Genomic DNA, 16494 nt, shown 5'->3' on the forward strand with positions numbered 1-16494 from the left:
CGCAGTCCCATCGCTTACGAAACCGCACTCGACACAACATCAACTAACCTGGCCCCAGCCGCATAACCCGTGTCCAAGACTCCGGGTCAAGGCCCGAGGGCCAACTTGCAAGCCGCATCCCTCAAGCACTCCCACCTCCACGACGCGCAACTCGATGGGGCCGATCTCCGCTACACAGACCTCAGCGGTGCCCACCTGCCCCGAGCCACACTGAGATCTGCAGAACTTGACGGGGCCTACCTATGGCACACCGACCTCACAAATGCCATTGGTCTCAGCGTCGCCACGCTCGCCCTCGCCTACGTGTACCGCGAGACCAAGCTCCCGGGATCCCTCAGCGGTATTGAACTCAGGCTTGCGCACCGGATCAAGGACTGCGAGGAGCAAGCCGCCGAGGTCGCACTACGCGAGTTCTGACGTTGGTTCGGCGTCGCCGCGAAGGCCATCACAGACCGCTGGTAGGCATCCGAGCCCGCCGGGTCCTGCTCCGTGTCCGCATGGGAGCAGGCCGTTGGTGGCGACGCCCGAATGCCAGGGGCGACCTTGCGGTGGAGCGGTGACTTGTAGGGCCGGATACACGCCTCCGCAATCACCACCGGCCCCGGCGTGGCAGATCAGCAGGAGAGCGCCACGCAGAATCACAGGACCGCCTTGAGTCAGCGGGAGCCAGGTGCTCTCCGACCTGCTCAAGGAAGCGGGGATCAGGGTGATGGAGCTGGACTCCGGCGACCTCCACGACCTTCAGGCGTTTCACGGCTTCCCCGAGGCTCGTGGAGCGGGCCTCGGGCAGTTGGCGCGCCCAGGAGGGCGGAGGGATGAAGTCGATCCTGCCGTCCGGGGCGAGCGCCTGGCTCACCCAGTGTGCTGCGTCCCGCAGCTCACCGCGGCTCAGATGGAGGAGGTACAAGCAGTAGGCTGCGGTCGCGTTTCCGGCGCCGGCGGCGAACTGCCACCACCACATGGCCTCCTCCGGCTCCTGGGCGAGGCTGAGCAGGCAGGCAAAATGCAAGGCCCCCTCGACATCGGTGAGGTCGTCGACAAGGCGGGCCAAGTGGACGCAGGCACTGTCAGTGGCCAGAAGCCTGCAGGACAAAGACCTCAGGTAGATGCTGGCGCGATCCGCCTTTCCAGCACGACGAACGTCGCGAACCGGCCCTTGGGCGCCGAACATCAGCTCCGTGATGACGTCGCGGGTGATCTCCTGCCGCAGGTCGGCCAGTTCGTCATCGGTGAGGGTGTAGCAGCTGGGCGCGTGGCCAAGTAGATCGTCGAACGATGCCGGCACCTTCTACTCCTTCTCCTCGTCGTTGCCCAGGTCGATGCCGAGTCTGACGGCGATACGTTCGCGGGCCAGGCGCCGGTGTGTGCGGACAGTACTGGGGTGGATACCCATGATGTGAGCGACTTGCTGTGAGCAGTAGCCCAGGGCGTAGTGCAGGACGATCACGTCGAACTGGCGCTCCGGGAGGCTGCTCATCGCCGTGTACAGGCCTGCGGGGGAATCCAGGTCCGCCATCCGGGAGCGCATCGCCCTGAGCATTTCCCGTGCGGCTTCATGTGCGGCGTGGGTACGGTCACGGGCGGCCAGGACAGCGGCGAGAGGATCTTCGGCAAAAGGTTCACGCGCCTGGTCGTCCACGAGCCGCTTCAGGTTGCGCCATGCATACGCCTCCGCGCCGCATTCCTCGAGCTGGACGGCGGCCCAGTTCATTGCGAGATGGTGGTAGAGGCGGCGCACGACGGTCTTGGCGGCTTCCTTGTCGCCCAGGATCGTCCCGGCGTAGCGGATCTGTGCGCGGACGTAGATGCGGTAGAAGGCATCCAGCGCCGACGGCATCTCATACGGGACGCCGTGCAGGGCGCTGAGATCCTCGACCGTTGCCGGGAGGGTGTCGTGCCTGTCGCTGTCCTCGGTGCTGGTCATGGGCTAGGCCTCCTCCGGGTCCTGGGAAGCTACCGAGGTGGAGTGGAGCGTGTCCGCGGGCTGGGTCGGCCTGGTCTGCAGGAGTTCAGCGACGCCGGCTTGGACGGCGGCGCGCAGCAGACGACGTGTCCCTGTCTGGAGGTCGGGGAGAAATACGCGCAGCGCGGTCGACACCGCCAGCGCATCGTTCACGGTCACAGGCTCTTGTCCTTTCCTGCCAACACAGCGTCAACCTGCCCTGAGTTCTGCTCGGTTGAGCTGGAAGAGACCCAGCGGCTCCTCAGCCACAGGATTTCGGATCAGGCCCCCCGAACGCGCATAACCACCTCGATCAATATGGGTCACAAGTGATCACCTGTGCCTGGCACACAGAGTGCAGCCGAGGGTCTTGCCGTCTCCGCCGAGGCTGAGCGCCCAGGCGGCTTCGGTGGTGGAGCGGCCGCGTTCGACGAGGAGAGGTACGAGCGCCACGACGACGACGGAGACGGCGAGTGCGGAGAAAGTCAGGGCTGCAGCCAACGTCCAGATTGGGCAGCTGTGGGCCACCACGTCTGCGCCGCGGTGAAGACGTACTCGTCATATCCCCCTGTCGCCCGCCGTAGTGGATTCCGCCGCATGGAATGTGCCCTGCTGGCTCACCGGCGCTGTAGCGGATCTGGCGATCAGACCGCCGCTGGATGTGCGTTGGCCGTGACGCGCTCGGGGGCACAGGGAAAGCACGACAGCGGGGCTTGCGGCGGATTGCTACCTCCGTGCGCCCTGTCCGCACTGCCGACGGGTCGGTCGAACAGGCAGCCTGGGACGTGTGCCGCTGGGTGCCATGTCAATCGGACGGCCAGAGCGGCTGGCAGCACCGAAGCGGGGAAACACATGGTCACACGCAGGGTTGGGCGTCGGAATCGAAGCGCCGTATCGGTGAAGCACGTCGTGGCGGCCGCGCGCGCCGCAGGCGTACTCGGCACGGCGTTCCGCATCCACGTCTCGCTACGACGGCTCGAAGCCCTCTCTCAGGAGAAGCAGCGACGGGACACCGTGCTCGGGAGGAAGCCGAACTCGGCAGGATGGTCGACGCTCTCGTGACGGCCCTGGACGACGCCGAGGAGGACGGCGACGACTGGTGGGTCGTCGGTGACGCCCCTGAGAATTGACAACCTGTGCCATCGGAGTCGGAACAACCCGTGCCACCCGAGATGCCTATATGCGTCCTTCCGGGTGAAGAATGCGCCCGGGATTTCTCTGAGTCACAACTGCCTTGCCACAGAGGTAACTTGGGCGCCCAACCATCCATTCGATCATGGCAAGGACCGAACCACTTTGAAGATCGTTCGGCTGCGCCAGAACGCCGAGAGGCATGCGCAGGGGTCCAACCTGCTCCTTGGCTACCGCATCGGCTTCTTCTGGGACGACCCCACTCGTAGACATCGACTTCGACGATCTCGCTGGCGAGGAGGTACTGGCATGAGCACGCACGAGCAGGCGTCCCCGAACGGCTGGCGCGTCTTCCACGCGACAGGCCGCACCCCGGCCGTCCCGCCCCGACTGCCGAAGCACCCGCTGTGGCGCCGGTTCTGCGGCGACCCGTTCCAGCCCGCTCCGCTGGCCGTCTCCGAGGCCGAGCTGCGCCGCCTCTGCCCCGGTGACATCACCCCGCAGCCCGGCTGGGACGAGATCGACACCGTCAACACTGCCCTGCTGCTGCGCCGCCCCCTGCTGATCACCGGCCCGCCCGGCGTCGGCAAGTCCACCCTCGCCTACCTGATATCCCGCGAACTGGGCTTGCGCCGGCTTCTGGAGTGGAACATCGTCAGTCGCACTACCCTGTGCGCCGGCCTCTACGTCCATGACGCCATAGGGGGCGTCCAGGCCCTCGCAGTCTGGCAGCCAGGGCCTCGTCGCCAGCAAGCCCGCAGACCTGGACGGAACACGGACCGCGGCACCAGACGCTACGGGTTCACAAGGCAAGAGATCGCCAACTCCCCCCGCGTATCGGGGATTTCATCGCCCTGGGCCCCTTCGGCACTGCCCTGCTGCCCTACTTCTTCCCTGCTTCACCCTGTGTGCTTCTCATCGACGAACTCGACAAGAGCGACATCGACCTGCCGAACGACCTGTTGCACGTCCTGGAGAACGGCAGCTCCCCGGAGCGCCGTACGACAACTGGCTACTCGTCTTCGACAACGCCGAGCACGTCCAGGCGGTGGACAACTACTCCCCACCGACAGGCCAGGCAAGGTCATCGTCACCTCCCGCAAGCGGGCCCTGGGAACGGGCCACCGCGCCGCTGCCGGTGACCGTGTTCGAGCACAAGGAATCCGAGCTCCTCCAGAAATGCGCCCCACCTGCGCCGAGGACGCCGACCGGCTCGCCAAGGCGCTGGACGACCCGAACGACGCGATCTAGAGGAACTGCACATGGAAACAACGCACCGTGTTGGCATGTCTCCGCACATACGAGGCAGCGCGTCCAACGCCGTCTGCCCGACATCTTTGAGTTGCTGGCCGCGACCTGGCGTGATGCCCGCCTGAGCCACCTGCGGCCCCGAGCTTTGCGAGAGCCCGAGGCCACAGCTGTGACATGCACCGTTTCCGCGGTGCATCGAGAACCATCGACGCTCATCAGGTGAACTCTTTGGCGGAGGCCTGACGAGCACCCACCTTGTTCTCTGTAAGGACAACCTATGGTGCCCTGCATTACTTCCTTCCCCGTGCAGAACGCGCTGCATTCGTGCAGCAGCAACCCGATGCTGCAAGCCAGCGGCCCTGTGGGCGGCGGCATGAACAGCTCGTGGACGTGGGCCGCGGTCTTCGCCGGCATCACCGTCGTCATCACCGTGATCAGCGTGTGCCTCACGATCGTCCACCGGCGGCGCAGCATCCTGGCCACCATGCTCGAGCCGGTCGACAACCTGCTGGACGACACAGCCGTCGAGTTCGCCAAGCTGGCGACCCTGCCGACCACGAAGGACAACCTCGAAAAGCTGAGCAAGCTGCTCAACCGCATCAAGCAAGCCGAGAAGGCCTTCCCCTCCATCCCGATCGGCACCGTCGTGGCGCACATCGAGGAGTACGAGAAGACCGCGCTTCCCGACAATTTCGCTGAGAAGCTGACCGCGAGGAGCACCGCGGAAGGCACCCTCGCACTCGCCCGTCAGCAGGGGGCCAGGATCGTGCACGTACAAGCCGCGATCGATACCGTCCAGGGCATCATCAAGACGCTTCGCAAGCGGTGAAGAGACCAGCGCGGATACGCGTGTGAGGCCCCGAACCGCGCTGCCGCACCGGTACGGGGCCTCACAGGTATCCATCAGCCAACTGAGCGGGAGTCCCAATTCCGACCTCGACAAACTCCGGCACTGGTGGGCTCGGGTACTCGGTGCCGTCCTTGGGGTACTCCCCCACCGTGGGCCCGGGCAGCTTGATCTGCCCGGCGTCGCGCACGGCCGGGGCCAGGCCCAGGCCGTTCTCCTCACCATCCGCTGCCGCTCCGCGTCAGCCGGCCAGAACCGGAGCGCCCCGCTTCGGCCCCGGACGTCGGCCGTCACCGTGGTCGGCTCATCGCTGTGAACTCATCACCGCAGGAAGCCGAAGCACTCCCTGACGATGGGGGCCAGCAGGTCGGGGGTTCCCAGAGCCTTGAAGTGTCCGCCGCAGTCCAACCCGGGCTTGCGGTACAGGAGGTGCGGATCAGGCGCGCGGCCGCGTACGCGCCGAGCTGGGCGCCGTCAGCTGCCAGGCTGCCGGAAGGCACAGGCTGAGGAAGTTGCCAGTAGGCGCCCTCGCCGCGCAGCTGCTCGATATGGCAGAACAGGGGCACGAAGCTTGACTCCGGCAGCGGCCACTTGACGCTCAGAACACCTGTGCTGTCTGCTGCTGGCGAAACCCGGTGGCGATCTCGTGGTGGCGGGCGGGGACGGTGTTGGGTCCTCGCCGGACGTAGAACTCCAGCCGTGACCCGTTGTGGTAGGAGCAGGGCTGGCTCGCGGCAGTGACCTCGATTGCGAGCACCTTCTTGCCCTCGTGGTCGATCATGCGCGCGGTGTACGGCGGCTCGGGTTCCAAGTTGTCCCGGATCATGTTCACGATCGTCAGCAGTTGCTGGTCTGCGGTCTCCTTTTCGGTGAGCCCCACGATCTGCAGATCGTCTTGGACGCCGATCAGAACGGTGCCGCCATCCTGCGAGGCGAAGGCAGCGATGGTCTTGAGCATCTTCTTGCGGGACTCGCCCGCCTCTGGGATCTCCCGCTTGGCCTCCAGGTGCTGCCCCTCACCGGGGGCTAGGAGGATGTCCAGCTCGGGACCGGGATACTCCCAGACCACTGAGGCGTCGCGTGCGCGGCCGTACGAAGGGGCCGGGAAGTGGCGCCAGTCCAGCCACTCGTCTGCGCGGCGCAGCATGAGAAGACTCTCGGGAGAAAGCCCGGCGGGAAGATCGAAGGTGTAGGAGCCGGGGCCGGTCACTGGCTGGACCTGATGGCCAGCGGAATCGCTGAGTTCCAGGCTGGCGTCTGTGAGGGCATCGCCGTCGACGACGACCGTAAGGGTGTCCGGGGCGATGGTCATCCGCGGGAACCACCCGTCGCGCTGCGGCAGGATAATCCGCCACAGGTCCGAGCGGCTGCCGTTGCTGTTGTGCGGACTCTTGTAGAAGAAGGCGCTGAAGGCCGCGTCGAAATTCAGGTGGGAGGGCCCGGTACCGACCAACATCTCGTGCCCAGGCTGAACGGGGCTGGAGTCTCCGGTGATGGTCCATTCGGTGCGCGGCCATTGTGTGGTCACCCGGCCCCAGTCCTCCTGCCCCCGCAGGCGGCAGGCGGAAGCGCTGGACGGACGCGGGGCCAAGGCCGCGACCTGGAGGCCGCCGACGTTCTGCGGCTCGCCGCACAACATGGCGGCGACGGTCGGGCCAGGCAAACGCAGTTTGAGAAAGGCCACTGTGGCATAGCGCCAAGCCCGCTCCCCCGTCATGTCATCGCGGTCGAGGGTGACCTCGCCGTGGTGGAGCCGCCATCCCTCACCATCTGCTAGAAGCGCCAGCCGTACGTTGACGCCCTCTCGCTCGTTGAGCATCGCGACGATCTCGGCCACGTCCGTCTGCCCGCTGCTTGCCATGAACGGCTCCCTTTTCTAACGCCTGCCGGAGCCAACCTGGCGAAACGTCACGGTTCGCTACCTGCGGGAACAGTACGCGGTGACGTGCCCACAGAGGGCGGGCCTCTATGCCCGGGGCGTTCGCCGACGTCGCCCGGGTCTCCCTCGCCCTCAGGGCGATAGTGCGCGAGTGCTTGGCCTGCTTCTGCAGGAGGTGCCGGAACCGTACGCCGGACCCAAGCGCGAGCGCCCGTACGATCCCGGTGCCTGCTGGTCACACTGGTTCAGAGGCCGGACGCGTCGGTCCAGTCCAGCGCTGGACCCGCGGCTTAAGCCGCTTCCACAGTGAAGGTCCGCCGGTCGAGATCGAGGTGGACCGTGCCGCCGTTCTGTTCACGCAGTTGGCGCCAGGCGGCGTAGCCAGTGAGGATGGCATGCTCCCAGTCGGCGGCGCGGCAGACGCCGACTTCGAGGTGGGCGGTCATGTGGCCGATGGTGGTACCGGCCCGGCCCGAAGGGAGAGTACGCCGACACCGTGCTCGCGCCAGCGGCGGAAGAAGGCGTAGACCCGGCCCCAACCAGGAAAGTCCACGGGCATTGCCCGCCACGGGATCCCGCCCGCGACCAGATAGCGGATCGCGTCCAGCAGCTGCCGGTGACAGTAGCCCTCGGGCCGTCCGCCCCGCCCCTGAAGCCAGGCCGGCGCCGGCAGCAACGGCCGGACGGCCGCCCACTCCGCGTCCGTCATGTCCGACGGATACCGGCGAACCCGATCGGGATGATCGGCCGCATTCCCGTACACGTGCGCGAGGCAATCGCACGACACGGCGGGCGAGTTGAAGTCAACGGGCTCGGGCGCATACAACAACGACAACAGGGCCTCCGGGAACCGCTCGGAACGGGGTCGCACCCCCGAGCTACCAGGAGGCCCTGCCTTCATGCGCGTACCACCGGAAGATCACCCAACCAGGAACTCCGTTCGATCCACACGTTCCAAGATCGGTTGAGAAACAGCTTCTTACTGAGCGTTTGGCACTGTTTCACGCCGATACATTGCGTATTAGCAGCCCCAGCGGAGTGGGGCGGGAGAGGTCAGTGGGCAGCGGGGTTGCGCTGGGTCGGAAGCGAGCCGTTTCGTTCCGGCACCTCCTGTCTCATCCCAACTCGGCCCGGCTCCTTGGTCTTTGCCCCCTGGCCGGGTCGGTCATCGTGCAGTACATCGGAAACATGACCCCGCGCGACGGTTACCCCAGCGATCTGTCCGACGAGCGCTGGGAGCTGATCGAACCCGTACTCACCGCCTGGCGGGCCCGGCGCCGCCGTGACGCTCTGGACATCGGCCGCCCGCCCGTGCACGACCTGCGGCAGATCATGAACGCGATCCTCTACGTGGACCGCACCGGGATCCCCTGGCGCTACCTGCCGCACGACTTCGCCCCGTGGGCCACGGTCTACGGCTACTTCGCCAAGTGGCAGCAGGACGGAGTGTTCGAGCAGCTCACAGGGCTGCTGCGGCGCCTGGTCCGCGAGGCCGAGGGCCGTGGAGCCGAGCCGTCTGCCTGCGTGCTGGACTCCCAGACCGTGAAGACCTCCACCAACGTGCATCTCGCCGACCAGGGCACCGACGCCGGCAAACGGATCATCGGGCGCAAGCGCCACCTGGGCTGCGACACGCTCGGCCTGCTGCTGACCGTGCTGGTCACCGCCGCCAGCATCTCCGACACCGCGGCCGGCGTGACGCTGCTGTCCCGGATCGCCGCCGCCCACCCCAGCGTGCGCAAAGCCTGGGTGGACGCCGCCTACCGCACCACGGCCATCGACCACGGTGCCCGACTCGGCATCGACGTTCACCCCGTCCAACGCGAGCCCGGCACCAAAGGGTTCAAGGTCATTCCCAGACGGTGGACCATCGAACGGAGCATCGGCTGGCTCATACACCACCGCCGCCTGGCCCGTGACTACGAGAGGCACCCGCACCGCTCCGAAGCCATGATCCACCTCGCGATGATCGACCTCATGGCCCGCCGCCTCACCGACGAAGCCACTCTGAACTGGCGCGGAACCTGACCCGGAACCAAACACCAATCAACGGACCAAACGCTCAGTCAATCGGTCGCGAGGGCGTCCAGCAGCTGCCGCAGCGCACGCACGGCGCTCCGTGCGCCGGAGGTGTCCACGAGTTCCAGGACCGTCGCCGCCGGATCGAGGACATCGGCCAGGCGCCCGGCCCGGACGGAGGGCGGCACGTCGCGCAGCGCGGCCCGGAAGGCGGACCCGGTCCAGTGCGCCCGGGCCAGGTCCCCTGCGAGCTCGCGTTCGCCGTCCGCCGGACACCAGCTCCCGTCGGCGTACTCCGTCAGGAGCGCACGGGCGTCGCGCACGAGGGCGTCGGTCATCACGGCGGTCGTCACGCGCGGTTCAACGAGCCGGGGCGGGGTCCGTGGCGGGCGAACGCGGGCCGGCTTGGCCAGAAAATCGAACACATGGCCTAATCGTGGGTATGGAGCACGCCCCCTTCCCCCAGGACCTGATCGAACTGCAGGCGAACTGGCAGCGCACCTATGCGGCGCTCACTGTGCCGCGCCCGGTGCACACCACGGTGCTGCGCCGCCGTCTGCAGATCCTGTCCGGCCAGCTGCTGTTCCACCCGTACTGGTCGGGCCCGGAGCGGACGCCGGCGGCCCGGGTGGAGCTGCGCCGCCAGGCCCGCAATCTGAGACGGCTGCCGTGAATCCGGACCCGGTGGCCGATCGGGGAACGCCGGTGACGATGCACCGGGTGAGCCTCCGGTTCGCGGCCGGCGGCCCGGCGGTCACCGGGGAATGGGTCGACGGCACGACCGCCCGCCGAACCTGGCGTGACTGGGTCGGACTGTACGGCAGCGACGAGAAGGTCGTCCTCACCCTCGCCGAGAACTCCGGTGAGGGCGAGCGTGTGCTGTGAGTCGTCATGCCCTCCGCCGAGCCGCCACCGCCAGAGGTCCGGGTGATCCTGCCCGACCGGCAGGGGTTTTCTTGGGGAGCGACTGTGGCGCGAGGCCAACCCTTGGGGCTTCATGCAGCTCAGCGCCGGATTCGTCGACGCTAGCAGGTGCAACAGGTGTGGTGGTATCGCCGGTTCAGGTGAAGCCCTGCCGGCGCTGGAGCTGCCGAAGCCGTTAAGTGGAACCCGGCGCACACCCGAGGCGACAACCGGGCTGCCCCGGCCCCAAAACGACCGCACTTCGCAAACACAGAGTCCCCGTCAGCACACCGACGAGAACTCATCGCCGGGTGCAGCTTCCTCGATCCGGGTTATCGATCAGCGCGCGGGCCGATACTCACACCATGACGGGGCGGGCACAGGTGTGGATCGGCGGAGTCGTCGCGGTGGGAGCGTTGGCTTCCCTCACGGCGTATCTGATCTCCGTGGGGCTGGACGAGGCGGACAAGGTAGCGAGCGTGGTGGGACTGTTCGTCGCCCTGGCCGGGCTGGTCGTTTCCGTGCTGGGGCTGCGCCGCGAAAGCTCTCCGGAGGGCGGACCACCCGCGGGAGGGCAGAGCGTGCGCAATTCCTCGTTCGGCGGTGGCATCACGATGGTCCGAGGCACCCGCGGCAGTATCCGGATCTCCCGGACCGGAGCCCCGCAGCCCGCCCCCACCGGCGGCCCGCAGCCGCTGCCCGGACCCCCTGCGGGCGCACCGTCGGCCGACGCACCGGACGGTGCCGGCCAGCATGTGCACGGCACCACCGCCGCCGGACCTGTCGACATGGTCGACGGCACCGGTGGCGACGTCGAGATCCGATAGCGGCCGTGCGTTTCACCAAGAGCACCCCCGACGAGGAACCAGGAGCCGCCCGGCGCCGCGGTCAGTGGGTGGCCAACTCGACCGTCCACGGCTCGGTGGTGCTGATCAACGACGTGGCCGGCGACGTCTCGGTGAACCTGGCCAACACCGGTCCGCCCCTGTACCGGGTGGAGGCGTTCCCCCTCGGCTCCCGCCGGATCAGCCCGGCCCGCGCCCGCACCCAGCCTGCGCGGCTGCTGCACCCCGATCTCGAAGTGGTGCCCTTCGTCGGCCGCCGCACCGAACTGGCCGCCCTCACCGCATGGCTGGACAGCGAGGAGACGGTGTCCGTGTGCCTGCTGCACGGCCCTGGAGGGCAGGGCAAGACACGACTGGCACGGCAGTTCGCCCACGCCACCCAGAGCGAGGAGTGGCGGGTGTTCCGCGCCACCCACGCCTCCGAGCCGCTGCGCGCCACCTCGGCCGCAGCCGGGGCCGTTGGGTCCGGGACCCGGGGCACGCTGGTCATCGTCGATTACAGCGAACGGTGGCCCGCCTCCCACCTGCAGGAACTCCTCAACGACGCGTTACGCCAGCGGATGACCACGCGAGTGCTGCTGGTCGCCAGGCCGGCCGGCACCTGGTGGTCCACGCTCGCCAACAACCTGGACCGCGCGGAGATCGACAGCACACACGTCGATTTGGGCCCGATGGGCGACGACCCCGACCCCGACGCCGGGCCCGAGAGCCTGTTCGCCACCGCCCGCGACCACTTCGCTGGCTCGCTGGACGTACCAGCGGCCCACGAGCTGCGCCGCCCGGCCGCGGTCACCGAACACCGGGGTTTCCGGCAGGTCCTGGCGCTCCACATGGCGGCCCTGGCAGTGGTCGACGCCCACGACCGGGCCCGCCGCGGTACCGGCGGCGCGCCACCGCGCGAGATGGCCACGCCGGAAGAAGTTTCCGCCTACCTCCTGGCGCGCGAACGCGCCCACTGGGAGGCCCTGTCCGAACGGGGACGCATCCGGGTGACCGCCGACGCCCTCGGCCAGACCGCATACACTGCGGTGCTCACCCGCGCACAGCCCTATGACGCGGGGCTGGCCGCCGTCGCCCGCACGTCCGTCGAGACCACCGAGCCCGGCGGCCGGATTCTCAAGGACCACGCCCTCGCCTACCCGCCGAACACCACAGCCGACGGCCCCGAGGGCGGCACGCAGGCTGGCCAAGCCACGGTGCTGGAGCCGCTGTACCCGGACCGGCTCGCCGAAGACCTCCTCGCCCTCTCCCTGCCCGGTCACGCCTTCCTGGCCTACCCGTCCGACCCCTGGGCGCTCGACGCTCCCATGCGGTTGCTCGCCGATGCGGGAGAACAGGGCACCGCACCATCACAGGAGGAATGGGCCCGCACCGGGCTGACCGCCCTGATCGCAGCCGGCGGTCGCTGGCCACACCTGACCGCACTCCAGCTCACGCCTCTGCTCCTCGCACATCCTCACCTGGCGGTACGGGCGGGTGGCGCGGCGCTGACGGCGCTGGCCCACCTGCCGGACCTGGACCCGGCTGTCCTAGCCGCCGTCGAGCCCCATCTGCCCAGCGGACCGCACGCCGAACTCGGCATCGGTGCCTCCGAGCTGACCACCCGTCTGGCCACCCACCGGCTCGCCCACTCGGACGACCCGGCAGAACACGCCGAGGTGCACGAGAACCTCGGCAGGCGGCAGCTGTGGGCCGGCCATGCCCGGGAGGCCCTCGGCTCGACCAGACGGGCGGTGGATCTGGCCCACGTCCTGGCCGACGCCGACCCGGCGGCCCACCAGCCCGCACTGGTGCGGTGCCTGACCCAGCTCGGCGCCGTCCAGTCGGAACTGGGGCACGCGGAAGAGGCCCTGGCGGCGACCGAAGAGGCGGTCCGTATCGCCCACAGCCATGGGAAGCGGTACCCGGACGCGGAATCGGCCGATCTGACGACGCCGGTGTGCAATCTGGGTAATCATCTGCTGGCCGCGGGGCGGCCGCGGAAAGCACTGGAGGCAGCCCTGCGCGCCGCCGAGATCTACGGCCAGTTCCATGACACCCATCCCGACGAAGCCCGGCCGGAGTTCGCCCGCGTGTTGGTCAACGCCGGGATCATGCTGGCCGCGGAAGGACGTCGGGACGACGCCGTGCGGGCGGGCCAGCTGGCGGTGGCTTTCTACCGGGACCTCGCCAAGGCCGATCCGGCCCGGTACGAGCCGCACCTCGCGACGGCGTTGTCCACCCTGGCGGACCACCTATGGCGTGCGGGGGAGCCGGAGCAGGCGGTCTCCACCGTGGTTGCGGCGGTGCAGATCCGCCAGCGTCTGGCCGAGGCCAACCCGGGGCTGTACCGTCAGAAGCTCGCCATCGCTCTGACGGGATGGGGTGTCTACCTCGCGGCCGCGGGCCGCCTCGACGAGGCCGTGGAGGCCACAATCGAGGCCGTGGACATCTGGCGTGAGCTGGCACTGCTCAACCCAGGTAAGCACACGCAGAGCCTCGCTGTCAGCCTCTCCAACCTGTCCAACCGTCTGGCCAGGGCCGGACAGCCGGAGGAGTCGCTGGCCGCCATCGAAGAAGCGGTGAGTCTGCACCGCGCGAGTGCGGACGGCAACCCGCTCGAAGACAATCAGCTGGGCACCGCGCTGACGAATCTAGGCAACCGGCTCGCCCAGGCCAGCCGGATCCTAGAGGCGGTGGCCAGCGCCGAGGAAGCGGTGGGGACATTCCGCCGGCTTCTCGCTGAACACGGCCCGGCCCACCGCCCCGATCTGGCCAGCGCGCTGGCCAACCTGGGGCATCACCTGGCGCTACTCGGCCAGGACGAGCGGGCCATGGAGGTGACGCTGGAAGCCGTACGGATCCAGCAGGAACTGGTCGAGGAGAATCCCAAGGTCTACCAACGGCAACTCGCGCTGTACATGAACAACGCGGCGGAGCTGCTCAATCGGACGCCCCGCGGAAGCCGGGTGCGGGGCTGGCTCACCGACGGGCACCCGCGCGCGTGACAGGCCGGTCGTGCGCCCAGGCCACCACCCGGAGCCGGAAGAACGAGCGGCGCCCTGCCCCAGACGGGCACGTCGGGAAGACACAGGCATATCGCCAACGCCCCCGCATTCATGGTGTGTTCGCCGGTGGGAGTACCTGCAATCCAAGTTTGCGGTACACGTCTTCCGGCTGGCGGAAGGACACTCGCCAAGCAAGGTCTTCGAAGTAGCGCATGGGGTTCCGCTGGTGTTCTTGGCGCTCCAAGTACACGTAAGGAGCCAGCAGATTCCATGCCCGTAGCAGACTCCCGCCGTAGGCTCCAATGATCAGGGACTCATCAACCAGGCCATGCACGACAAGCTTGCCAAGATCGTTGTAGAACAAGCCGACGCGCTGAATGTGCCGCCTGGTCTCTTCTGGGAGCTGCTGATAGGGCACGGGGTGCGGGTGTTCGACCGTCAGTTGGTACAGCACATACTCGACTGACTCCAGATAGTCGTCTCCCCGTGTGTCCCTGAACCCTTCCAAAATCATCGCCAGTACGGTCGACTTCCGGGACGACGTGAGTTGTCCCCACGCCAATCCGGCCGATGTGACCAGTGCGATCACCGAAACCAGCAGCGTCACGACGTTCAGGTTCACCGTGCGTACCCCCACTTCTACCGACCGGCGTGGCAGCACAGTGCACCATGAGGCCGTTCAACGGCAGCTCACAGGCGGGCCGCAGACAGATCAGCTAGACGCCCGGGCAACCCCGTCAACTCCCGCCGTCACCCAACTCGGTTTGCACTCCAGCTGTTTGAAGGTCAAGGAATGGTCTACAAAGTGTCCGGCAGGGAGCATTCGAACCACACGATCTTGCCGGTGCTGAGCCGGGTGCTGCCCCACCGTCTGGCCAGTTTGTTCACCAGGTAGAACTCGCGTCCGCCTTCGTCGCTGATCCGCGGCAGCTGGAGCCGCGGCACCTGGGGCACGTCGTCGCCGACCTCGCAGCGCAGGACGTTGGTACGCAGCAACCGAAAGGTGACCGGCAGGGAGGCCTCGCGCACGGCGTTGGTCACGACCTCGCTCACGAGCAGTTCGACCGGGTCGATGAGAGCTTCAAGGCCCCACCGGGTCAGCGCGCGGCGGGTGAGCTGGCGAGCTCTGCGGGGGGTGGTGAGCTCCGGCTCCAGAGTCCAGAGTGCCACGTCATTGGGTGCGATCCCCTCGAAGCGGGCGGCGAGCAGCGCGATGTCGTCGTCCCGGTCGTTGGGCGCGAGCGTGTCGAGTACCTCGTCGCACAGGGCTTCCAGCGGGGGTGGATAGTCGGGCCCGGTCAGCTGTGCGGTTTCGGCGAGCTTTTCGCGCAGCAACTCGATGCCGGTCCACACGTCTTGCAGCCGGGACTCCACCAGTCCGTCGGTGTACAGGAGCAGGGTTGCCCCGGGGGGCGCATCCAGTTCTACGGCCTCGAAGTCCACACCTCCTACGCCAATGGGGGTGCCCGGCGGTACGGCCAGTACCTCGGCCCGCCCGTCTAGGTGGAGCAGGACGGGCGGGAGGTGGCCAGCGTTGGCGATGGTGATGCGGTGCGAGACCGGGTCGTAGACCGCACAGAGGCAGGTCGCCGTGCGGTCCGTACCGAGCCGCTGGGCCTGTTCGTCGAGGTGGTGCAGCACCTCGTGTGGAGGCAGATCGAGGCCGGCCAGAGTCTGTAGGGATGTGCGCAGCTGGCCCATGATCGCCGCTGAGGACATGGAGTGCCCCATGACGTCGCCGACGACGAGGGCGACCCGGCTGCCGGGCAGCGGGATGGCGTCGTACCAGTCGCCGCCCACCTGTGAAGCCTCCGAGGCGGGAAGGTATCGGGAGGCAAGCCTGATTCCGTTTGGCCGGGGCAGGGTCTCGGGCAGCATGGTGCGCTGCAGTTCGTCGGCGCTGTACGCCTCGCTGGCGTATAGCACCGCCTTGTCGATGCCGAGCGCGGTGTGCGTGGCGAGTTGGGCAGCGATCATGCGGTCGTCGCCCTTGAAGGGAATGCGCTCCGAGCGGCGCAGGAAGAGCGCGGTGCCCATCACGCGGCGTCGGCCCCGTAGCGGGGCGAAGATCGCACGTTGCCCGCCGGGCACGGCGAACGCGCCGCTCTCGCCGAGGAGTTCGGGCAGTGCGGTCTGGGCTGCGGGCGTGTCCGTGAAGATCGGGCGCACCTGTCGCAGCAGCTCGGCGAGCACACTGCCGGGCCGGACCTCGCAGATGTCTTCGGCCTCGTCGAGGCCAGGCTCCAAACGGAACGGCGGTGCCAGGAAATCCTCCATGCCGTGGCCCTCCCGGCTTCGGTCCTCATGCCATCGCCGTAGCACGACGGGGCCGACGGGCCGCTGATCGCCGACCGGCAGGGGGTCGCGCAGGTAGAGAATGAGGCCGTCGGCGAAGACCGGGACCGCGGTGTCGAACAGGGCATGGATGATCTCGTCGATGTCGAGTTCGCCGGCGATTCGAGCTGTCGCCGAGGCCAGGACCGACGCCATGCTGTCCGGCTCTCTTTCGCCGTCGCTGGCGCTGAGTGCCCGCAGCACGTTATGGGCGGCCTGGCCGAACGGCCGCACTTCGGCGGAAAGATGCTGCAGCGCATCGGGATGGTGCAGAACTGCGGGCACGCTCACTGTGCCGTGGGCGCGGGCGCTCACGTATCTCTCCAGCATCCCGCACAGTCGCCAGGCCTCGTGTT

The 16494-nt window shown here is 68.0% G+C and carries 17 protein-coding genes and 2 pseudogenes; 9 read left to right on the plus strand and 10 right to left on the minus strand.

Annotated features, from left to right (window positions below; genetic code table 11):
* Window positions 1-69: 69 nt before the first annotated feature.
* Window positions 70-417, plus strand: coding sequence for a pentapeptide repeat-containing protein (locus tag ACZ5VQ_RS36135; protein WP_469108632.1), 348 nt, complete (start codon window positions 70-72; stop codon window positions 415-417).
* 172 nt (window positions 418-589) lie between these two features.
* On the opposite strand, the gene ACZ5VQ_RS36140 is transcribed toward ACZ5VQ_RS36135, so the two are convergent.
* The 4 genes from ACZ5VQ_RS36140 to ACZ5VQ_RS36155 all read right to left on the minus strand — a co-directional run bounded on the left by ACZ5VQ_RS36140 (window position 590) and on the right by ACZ5VQ_RS36155 (window position 2443).
* On the minus strand, window positions 590-1285 hold the full coding sequence (locus ACZ5VQ_RS36140; protein ID WP_469108633.1) for a hypothetical protein: 696 nt from the start codon (window positions 1283-1285) through the stop codon (window positions 590-592).
* A gap of 3 nt (window positions 1286-1288) precedes the next feature.
* Window positions 1289-1924, minus strand: a complete 636-nt coding sequence (locus ACZ5VQ_RS36145; protein WP_469108634.1) for a sigma-70 family RNA polymerase sigma factor — start codon at window positions 1922-1924, stop codon at window positions 1289-1291.
* Between the two features lie 3 nt (window positions 1925-1927).
* Window positions 1928-2122 carry a hypothetical protein gene (locus ACZ5VQ_RS36150; protein ID WP_469108635.1) on the minus strand — a complete coding sequence of 65 codons (195 nt, stop codon included), beginning with the start codon at window positions 2120-2122 and terminating at the stop codon, window positions 1928-1930.
* 153 nt (window positions 2123-2275) lie between these two features.
* Window positions 2276-2443 carry a hypothetical protein gene (locus ACZ5VQ_RS36155; protein WP_469108636.1) on the minus strand — a complete coding sequence of 56 codons (168 nt, stop codon included), beginning with the start codon at window positions 2441-2443 and terminating at the stop codon, window positions 2276-2278.
* A gap of 396 nt (window positions 2444-2839) precedes the next feature.
* Here ACZ5VQ_RS36155 and ACZ5VQ_RS36160 point away from each other — a divergent pair, with 396 nt between their 5' ends.
* The 3 genes and pseudogenes from ACZ5VQ_RS36160 to ACZ5VQ_RS36170 all read left to right on the plus strand — a co-directional run bounded on the left by ACZ5VQ_RS36160 (window position 2840) and on the right by ACZ5VQ_RS36170 (window position 5153).
* Entirely contained in the window at window positions 2840-3004 is a 165-nt protein-coding gene (locus tag ACZ5VQ_RS36160) for a hypothetical protein (RefSeq protein WP_469108637.1), read from the plus strand.
* Window positions 3005-3382: 378 nt separating this feature from the next.
* A pseudogene (locus tag ACZ5VQ_RS36165) lies at window positions 3383-4059 on the plus strand (AAA family ATPase); the annotation flags it as partial.
* 569 nt (window positions 4060-4628) lie between these two features.
* Complete coding sequence (locus tag ACZ5VQ_RS36170; RefSeq protein ID WP_469108638.1) at window positions 4629-5153, plus strand: hypothetical protein; 525 nt, start codon at window positions 4629-4631, stop codon at window positions 5151-5153.
* 616 nt (window positions 5154-5769) lie between these two features.
* On the opposite strand, the gene ACZ5VQ_RS36175 is transcribed toward ACZ5VQ_RS36170, so the two are convergent.
* From ACZ5VQ_RS36175 to ACZ5VQ_RS36185, 3 genes are all read right to left on the minus strand, one after another.
* Window positions 5770-7032, minus strand: coding sequence for an AlbA family DNA-binding domain-containing protein (locus ACZ5VQ_RS36175; protein ID WP_469108639.1), 1263 nt, complete (start codon window positions 7030-7032; stop codon window positions 5770-5772).
* Between the two features lie 308 nt (window positions 7033-7340).
* Complete coding sequence (locus ACZ5VQ_RS36180; RefSeq protein ID WP_469108640.1) at window positions 7341-7496, minus strand: hypothetical protein; 156 nt, start codon at window positions 7494-7496, stop codon at window positions 7341-7343.
* On the minus strand, window positions 7493-7759 hold the full coding sequence (locus ACZ5VQ_RS36185; protein WP_469108641.1) for a transposase: 267 nt from the start codon (window positions 7757-7759) through the stop codon (window positions 7493-7495). The genes ACZ5VQ_RS36180 and ACZ5VQ_RS36185 overlap by 4 nt, the downstream gene beginning before the upstream one ends.
* Before the next feature lie 479 nt (window positions 7760-8238).
* Between ACZ5VQ_RS36185 and ACZ5VQ_RS36190 the strand changes: the two genes are divergently transcribed.
* Window positions 8239-9078, plus strand: coding sequence for an IS5 family transposase (locus ACZ5VQ_RS36190; protein ID WP_469108642.1), 840 nt, complete (start codon window positions 8239-8241; stop codon window positions 9076-9078).
* Between the two features lie 38 nt (window positions 9079-9116).
* On the opposite strand, the gene ACZ5VQ_RS36195 is transcribed toward ACZ5VQ_RS36190, so the two are convergent.
* The gene (locus ACZ5VQ_RS36195; protein ID WP_469108643.1) at window positions 9117-9422 is read right to left on the minus strand and encodes a hypothetical protein; all 306 of its coding nucleotides are present in this window, start codon (window positions 9420-9422) and stop codon (window positions 9117-9119) included.
* 89 nt (window positions 9423-9511) lie between these two features.
* On the opposite strand from ACZ5VQ_RS36195, the gene ACZ5VQ_RS36200 reads away from it, so the two are divergent.
* From ACZ5VQ_RS36200 to ACZ5VQ_RS36215, 4 genes are all read left to right on the plus strand, one after another.
* Window positions 9512-9742, plus strand: coding sequence for a hypothetical protein (locus ACZ5VQ_RS36200; RefSeq protein WP_469108644.1), 231 nt, complete (start codon window positions 9512-9514; stop codon window positions 9740-9742).
* A gap of 32 nt (window positions 9743-9774) precedes the next feature.
* Window positions 9775-9954 (plus strand): hypothetical protein, encoded by a 180-nt coding sequence (locus ACZ5VQ_RS36205; RefSeq protein WP_469108645.1) that lies wholly within the window; start codon window positions 9775-9777, stop codon window positions 9952-9954.
* Window positions 9955-10337: 383 nt separating this feature from the next.
* Window positions 10338-10799, plus strand: coding sequence for a hypothetical protein (locus ACZ5VQ_RS36210; RefSeq protein WP_469108646.1), 462 nt, complete (start codon window positions 10338-10340; stop codon window positions 10797-10799).
* Between the two features lie 5 nt (window positions 10800-10804).
* Window positions 10805-13804 carry a tetratricopeptide repeat protein gene (locus ACZ5VQ_RS36215; protein ID WP_469108647.1) on the plus strand — a complete coding sequence of 1000 codons (3000 nt, stop codon included), beginning with the start codon at window positions 10805-10807 and terminating at the stop codon, window positions 13802-13804.
* 109 nt (window positions 13805-13913) lie between these two features.
* Here the strand turns inward: ACZ5VQ_RS36215 and ACZ5VQ_RS36220 are convergent, their stop codons facing one another.
* Entirely contained in the window at window positions 13914-14426 is a 513-nt protein-coding gene (locus ACZ5VQ_RS36220) for a DUF4760 domain-containing protein (RefSeq protein ID WP_469108648.1), read from the minus strand.
* A 176-nt stretch (window positions 14427-14602) separates the two neighbouring features.
* A pseudogene (locus ACZ5VQ_RS36225) lies at window positions 14603-16484 on the minus strand (ATP-binding SpoIIE family protein phosphatase).
* Window positions 16485-16494: the final 10 nt, after the last annotated feature.

The sequence above is a fragment of the Streptomyces sp. NPDC033178 genome (assembly GCF_055577685.1).

Coding starts and splice junctions, on each gene's coding strand:
- ACZ5VQ_RS36175 (WP_469108639.1), bottom strand. CDS start 7,032: ATGGCAAGCAGCGGGCAGACGGACGTGGCCGAGATCGTCGCGATGCTC.
- ACZ5VQ_RS36200 (WP_469108644.1), top strand. CDS start 9,512: ATGGAGCACGCCCCCTTCCCCCAGGACCTGATCGAACTGCAGGCGAAC.
- ACZ5VQ_RS36185 (WP_469108641.1), bottom strand. CDS start 7,759: ATGACGGACGCGGAGTGGGCGGCCGTCCGGCCGTTGCTGCCGGCGCCG.
- ACZ5VQ_RS36190 (WP_469108642.1), top strand. CDS start 8,239: ATGACCCCGCGCGACGGTTACCCCAGCGATCTGTCCGACGAGCGCTGG.
- ACZ5VQ_RS36210 (WP_469108646.1), top strand. CDS start 10,338: ATGACGGGGCGGGCACAGGTGTGGATCGGCGGAGTCGTCGCGGTGGGA.
- ACZ5VQ_RS36145 (WP_469108634.1), bottom strand. CDS start 1,924: ATGACCAGCACCGAGGACAGCGACAGGCACGACACCCTCCCGGCAACG.
- ACZ5VQ_RS36180 (WP_469108640.1), bottom strand. CDS start 7,496: ATGACCGCCCACCTCGAAGTCGGCGTCTGCCGCGCCGCCGACTGGGAG.